Annotated in this window: 5 protein-coding genes; all 5 read right to left on the bottom strand. The window is 48.2% G+C overall.

What is annotated here, in order from left to right:
• Positions 1–47: 47 nt before the first annotated feature.
• Entirely contained in the window at positions 48–1,307 is a 1,260-nt protein-coding gene (locus FKP33_RS16655) for a substrate-binding domain-containing protein (RefSeq protein WP_372814256.1), read from the bottom strand.
• A gap of 65 nt (positions 1,308–1,372) precedes the next feature.
• Positions 1,373–2,524 (bottom strand): Gfo/Idh/MocA family protein, encoded by a 1,152-nt coding sequence (locus tag FKP33_RS16650; RefSeq protein ID WP_127608148.1) that lies wholly within the window; start codon positions 2,522–2,524, stop codon positions 1,373–1,375.
• Between the two features lie 17 nt (positions 2,525–2,541).
• Positions 2,542–3,504 carry an ABC transporter permease gene (locus FKP33_RS16645; protein WP_054796191.1) on the bottom strand — a complete coding sequence of 321 codons (963 nt, stop codon included), beginning with the start codon at positions 3,502–3,504 and terminating at the stop codon, positions 2,542–2,544.
• On the bottom strand, positions 3,485–4,978 hold the full coding sequence (locus FKP33_RS16640; RefSeq protein ID WP_141335809.1) for a sugar ABC transporter ATP-binding protein: 1,494 nt from the start codon (positions 4,976–4,978) through the stop codon (positions 3,485–3,487). Before FKP33_RS16640 ends, FKP33_RS16645 begins: the two co-directional genes overlap by 20 nt.
• Positions 4,979–5,049: 71 nt before the next feature.
• Positions 5,050–6,219, bottom strand: a complete 1,170-nt coding sequence (locus FKP33_RS16635) for a levoglucosan dehydrogenase (RefSeq protein WP_141335808.1) — start codon at positions 6,217–6,219, stop codon at positions 5,050–5,052.
• Between the last annotated feature and the right edge of the window lie 9 nt (positions 6,220–6,228).

Here is a 6,228-nt window from a genome sequence, read left to right as displayed (position 1 = left end):
ACTGGTCGCTAAGCAATCAGAGGGAATCCAGTCTTGACTGCATCCAATTACTTCTTGGCAGCGTCTTGAATCGTTTTTGGTGCATCGACTTGGTAGACGGTTTTCCAGGATTCCAGAATATTTTCTTTCGATACGGCAAGGGCAGGTACGGCAACATATGGAGGCGTTTCTTTGCCAAGCAAGGAATAAGCGGCCAGAATGGCTTCGGCAACGCCTTGGTCGTAAGGTAATTGTGCGCCGAGACCTTTGACCATGTCGCCTTGTGCGATATTAAGCGCAACGTTCGTGCCCAAATCAATAGTAGTGATGACCAGATCATTTTTGCCTGCCGAGCGTGCAGCTGCCAGGGCCCCTTCCGCAGGAGCATCCCATACGACAAAGATCCCTTTCAAATTCGGGTTTTTAGTCAGCATCGCAGAAGCCACTTTCTCGCCGTCATTGGGTCCTGCAATACCGCCGCGATCGACGATCTTGATGTTCGGATATTTTTCTTTGATCGTTTTCTCAAAAGCTTCCGTTCTTTGTTTGGTTACGAAGAAATCCGCATCGTGGAAAATAACGCCGATATCTCCTTTTTCACCAAGCGCCTTGGCCATAAGATTGGCCGCTTCAACGCCGTTTCCATAGTTATCCGCGGAAACTACACTGACATAATCTTTACCGTGCTCCAAACCGTTCGGTTTATTATCCATAAATACCAGCTTCACGCCCGCGGCAGCAGCTTTTTTAAACGCTTCTGCGGTGGAGACAGGATCAACGGGAATACTGATGAGGATGTTCGGTTTTTTGGTCAATATAGTCTCAATATCGGATACTTGTTTTTCCGGTTTAAAGTTAGCGTCCGTTTGCGCAATCACTTCGATACCCATCTTGGCAAATGTATCCTTGAGCCCTTTGACCTGCGCAGTCGACCAGTCGTTGCCGGCATAGTGCAGGGCAACGGCTGCTTTGTATTTTCCTTCTTTGATTTTCGCCAATTCTTCCGGAGTCAGCTTCAGCGTTTTGGCGGAGATGGCGCTTTCTCCATTCGGACCTTTACTTAAAATCTCTTTATCGGGAAGGCTCTGATTAATAGTCACTGGACCGTCAGGAGTAGTGGTTGCTGCCGGTGGCGTGGCCGCCGGCGTATTGCTGTTTGCTTCGCCGCCGGTTCCCTTGCTGCTGCTGCTTCCACATCCGGATAAGACGATGCTGAACATCAAAATGAATACAAAGCATGCGGAAAATAATTTTTTCATTTTCGATAACCCCTCTTCTACATGAAATTTAGTTGCAAACACACACCGATGAAGCCAGATTCCCTTCAAGCTTGTTGCCCTTGCAAGAAAACGCTGTACTTTTGGGCGGCATTCCCCCTTTCATGCGTACCTGGTCAAGAAATGCTCTCAACCTTTTCCCAAGTGCCCGTTTTAGCGCTTTTGACGATGGCATCGATGATAAGCATGATTTGATAACCTTCCGCGAAGGAAGCAACGGAATCAGAATGGGTCATTTTCCCTTCTACGGCATCGTAAAAGTTCTGCATCATGTTTTTCAGGCTTTCCGTCCATCCCTCTTCATGCCCGCCCGGGTAATGAAGGAACGGAAGCACCTCTTTCTTCACGAGGCCGGGGTCTCTCAATACGGTTTCACTTGGTTTATCCCGGTACCTTATGGTCAGACGGAACGGTTCTTCCTGCTTCCAGGTGCCGGAAGCGACAGAGCCGTCTATATTCAAAACCAGGGCATTCTTGCTCCCTGCGGATACTTGGGAGACCGTAAAAACGCCTCTTGCCCCATTATCGAATTTGACCAATACGGAGCAATAATCTTCCGTACTGACATCAACCAGACTGGCATTTTCCTTTCCGCCGTTTTGGAAAGTTTGCTTTTCTTTTAGCGGTTTGTAGCGTTGAGGGATCATAATCGCCGTATCGGCCATGACTTCCGTAATTTTCATTCCTGTTACGTACTGCGTCAGGTCGAATAAGTGGGAGCCGATGTCACCGATGGCCCTTGTTTTTCCGCCGTACTCGGGCTCCAGCCGCCAGTTATAGTCCGTATCGTACAATAACCAATCCTGCAAGTAATTGCCGCGGACAATACGGATATCGCCCAGCTCATTGTCCCTCACCATACCGCGAAGGTGCTGAACCATGGGGAACTGTCTGTAATTGAAATTGATTCCGCTAACCAGATTTTTTTCTTTCGCCAAATGGTACAGTTCCTTGGCCTCTTCGCTTGTCAGCGTGAGCGGCTTCTCCGAGAGCAGATGCTTTCCATGCAATAAAATTTGCTTATTAATCTCGTAATGCAAATAATTCGGCGTACAATTATGGATCACATCAATTTCCGGGTCTTTCAATAAGTCCATATAATTGCCATAGGCTTTTGGGACATTTAGTAATTTTGCGCTTTGCTCGGCTTTGTCCTGACCGCTTTGCGCGATCGCAACGACTTCGACAAAACTGAGCCGTCTGACCGCTTCAATGTGCGCTTGTCCGATAAAACCGGCTCCCAGTATCGCTGCTTTTATTTTTCTCATGAGCAATCCTTCCTTGATTACTTACTGATCGCTTTACGTCCGAAAGCCACAGCGAGGATAATAATGAGTCCCTTTACGATCATTTGCTGGCTGACATCCAGTCCCATAATGATCAAACCGTTGTTGACCGTTCCAATCATAAGCGACCCAATGACCGTGCCGATAACCGTACCTACGCCTCCAAATAAACTGGTGCCTCCTAAAATAACGGCTGCAATGACGGATAGTTCGTCTCCTTCGCCGAAGGTGTAGCGTCCGGAATGCATCCTTCCCGCATACAGCATGCCGGCAAGTCCTGCAAGCACGCCCGATCCGATCATCACGTACAGTTTCGTTCTGGCAACGTTCACACCCGAGAACTTTGCTGCGCTTTGATTTCCGCCTGTGGCCAGCGTTCTTCTGCCGAATGCGGTTTTACGCAATATCACATGCCCGATAAAAACGATCGCCACAGTCCAGATCAACAGAATCGGCACGCTTCCGACATCGCCAGATCCGAAGAAATACACAAACGTTTTGTCAATGATCGGCACAGGCGCCGTATTCGTTATCCACATCGCCATTCCTTTGGCTATCCCCATCATCCCGAGCGTGACCAGGAAAGAAGGGATAATGACCTTGGTCACCAGCAAACCGTTAATTAAACCGATAATGAACCCCGTCCCCAGGCCGGCTATGATCGCCCCCGGAATACCGAATCCAGCTTCCAACGCCATGGCCGACGTTAATGAAGATAGAGCCGCTATGGAACCGATAGACAGATCGATTTCCGCAGCACTCATCACAAAAGTCATCGCCACGGCCATGATGGATATGATCGCAGTCTGGCGAATAATATTCAACAGGTTGTTCGCCGACAAAAATCCGTCAGAGCTTAACGTGATTGAGAAGTAAATGAAAACGCCTACAAAAGCGATATAAACAATATATTGCCGCCAATTAAAACCCTGAATACCCGGGTTAGAAGCCTTGGATTGCATGCTGCAAATTCTCCTCCGAATTGATTTCCTCGCGCATAAATTGTTTGACGACTTTTCCTTCATGAAACACAAGGATCCGGTCGCTTACGGCCAAAAGTTCCGTCATTTCCGAAGATACAAGCAGAATGCTCTTTCCTTCATCGGCTAAATCACGAACCATATCGATAATTTCCGTTTTGGCCCGGATATCGATCCCGATAGTCGGTTCGTCAAGCATGATGATTTCCGGCGAATTGGCCAACCATTTGGCAAAAACGATTTTTTGTTGATTCCCGCCTGACAGCAAACGCGATTTCTTATAAATGGAGTCGGTTTTAATGTTTAATTTTTTGACCCATTCTTCGGACATTTGGTTTCCCTTCCTATCGTTGACAAGCACATTCGTAATCTTGGAAAGGGACGGAAGCAAAATATTATCTTTCACTTCATGATCCAGCACCAACCCTTGAACCCTTCGATCCTCAGGCACTAAAGCAAGTCCGTTATGGATGGCGTCTTTTGGCGACCGTATAGCGACTTTCTTTCCTTTTATATGAATTTCACCTTCGGTGATCGAATCGATTCCGAACAGCGCCCGCAAGGTTTCGCTTCGACCGCTTCCCATCAAACCGGCGATTCCCACAATTTCTCCATGCTTCAATTCAAAATCTATACCGTTCACCCGATCGTTTGTTTTCAAATTTTTAACTTGAAGGATAACCTTGTGGCTGGCCGGTTGTTTGCGCTGCTTCCATTCAAACTTATCCAGGTTTTTACCCGCGATGTGCTGAATGACGCTGTCCATATCCAACTCATTCGTATCCGCTGTGATAATGTGACGCCCGTCGCCCATGATCGTAATTCTGTCGCAAATCTGGAATATTTCTTCCATCCGGTGGGAAATGTATATAATGGAATAGCCCTTCCGTTTCAATCCCCCAATAAAGTCGAACAATATTTCCGTTTCCCGTTTCGTTAAAGAAGATGTGGGCTCGTCCATGATCAAAATTTTCGTTTCCTTGGCTAACGCCTTGGCAATTTCCGTCATCTGCCAGTACCCGACGCCCAGATCAGCCACCAGGTCATTCGGTTTGATATCAACGTTCAATTCCTCCAGCAGCTGCGCAGCCATTTGAACGCATTTCTTGTCATCAATAAAACCCCATGCCGTTCTTGGTTCTCTCCCGATATATATGTTTTGAGCGACGGTTAACGTGGGAATAAGACTGAACTCCTGAAAGATCATGGAAATCCCTTGTTTCTCCGCATCATTAGGCGTTTTGATTTGAACTTCGGCACCGCCCAAATGTATGCTGCCCGCATCCAACTCATATACGCCCGTCAAAATCTTCATTAAGGTCGATTTCCCGGCCCCATTACCGCCCATCAGGGCATGAACCTCGCCCTTTCTCAATTCGAAATGAACTTGATCGAGTACTTTAATTCCATTAAAAGATTTGGAGATTTGGCGCATTTCCAGCATTGGCGTTTCCATTCGAAGTACTCCTTTATAGGATGACCTCGGGACGGGCGACCGTCCCGAACGCTATCCTTCTTATGCAAAATCTACATGTAAACGATCTTCACCCATTTTTCAGTATTGGCAGATTCCAGGATGGCATCACTGATAACCGCAATCCGATAACCGTCCTCGAAATTCGGAGACACTTCCGTATCGTTTACGATGGAAGAAATAAAGTCATGCGCTTCAATGATCTTGGTTTCTGTGTAACCAATGCCCAAGGCGGGAATCGGCCACAGTGCTTCGCCATACGGATGAGCCGGCCCCGTATAAACGGTGCGGAACCCTCTTCTGTCTTCCGGATCGCTGGAGAAGCATACTTGCAGTTCATCCCTGCGCTCATAGTTAAAACAGATGGAACCCTGCTCGCCATGGATTTCAAACGTAATAAAGTTATTCCGGCCCCACGCATTGCGTGTTGCTTCTATGCTGCCGATGGCGCCGTTATCGAATCGGAGAAGCGCGCTCACTTCATCGTCTACGTCTACCGCTTCCTTCCTCACATCGCTTCCGGCCTTCACCGTACCAAGCTTGTCAACAGAGCCGGATTGAACCGGACGTTCCTTGATCCAGGTTTGGGACGTTGCCAATACTTCGCTGATGTCACCGACCAGGTAACGCGCCATATCGATAACGTGCGTTGCGATATCGCCGAGCGCCCCGGAACCGGCAACCGATTTCCGGAACCTCCAGGAGAGAGGCGAATTCGGATCCGCCGACCAATCCTGAAGATACGTTCCGCGGAAATTCAAAATTTTACCGATCGAGCCTTCTTCGATATATTTCTTTGCCAGTGCGATTGCAGGGGTGCGTCGATAGTTGAAGGCCACCATATGCTTCACGCCTGCTTCCTTGACGGCATCCAGCATCCGTTTTGATTCTTCTGCGGTACGGGCAAGCGGCTTTTCACAAATAATATGCTTGCCGGCTTTCGCAGCCGCAATGGCGATCTCGGCATGCGAGTCATTCGGCGTCACAATATCGATAATGTCGATAGCCGGGTCTTCTACCACGCTTCTCCAGTCGGTCGAATAAGATTCGAATCCATAACGCTCGGCGGCGGCTTTTGCCATTTCTTCGTTTATATCCACGACGGTTTTACGCTGAGGAAGCGCAGGCGCCGGCCAAAAAAACATCGGCATTCCCGCATAAGCGATTGAATGTGCCTTCCCCATGAAGCCTCCGCCGATCATTGCTATGTTTAGTTTACGCACGGTGTAATC

Source organism: Paenibacillus sp. tmac-D7 (assembly GCF_006519665.1).
GTDB lineage: Bacteria > Bacillota > Bacilli > Paenibacillales > NBRC-103111 > Paenibacillus_G > Paenibacillus_G validus.
This window is presented reverse-complemented; position numbering and strand designations above follow the sequence as displayed.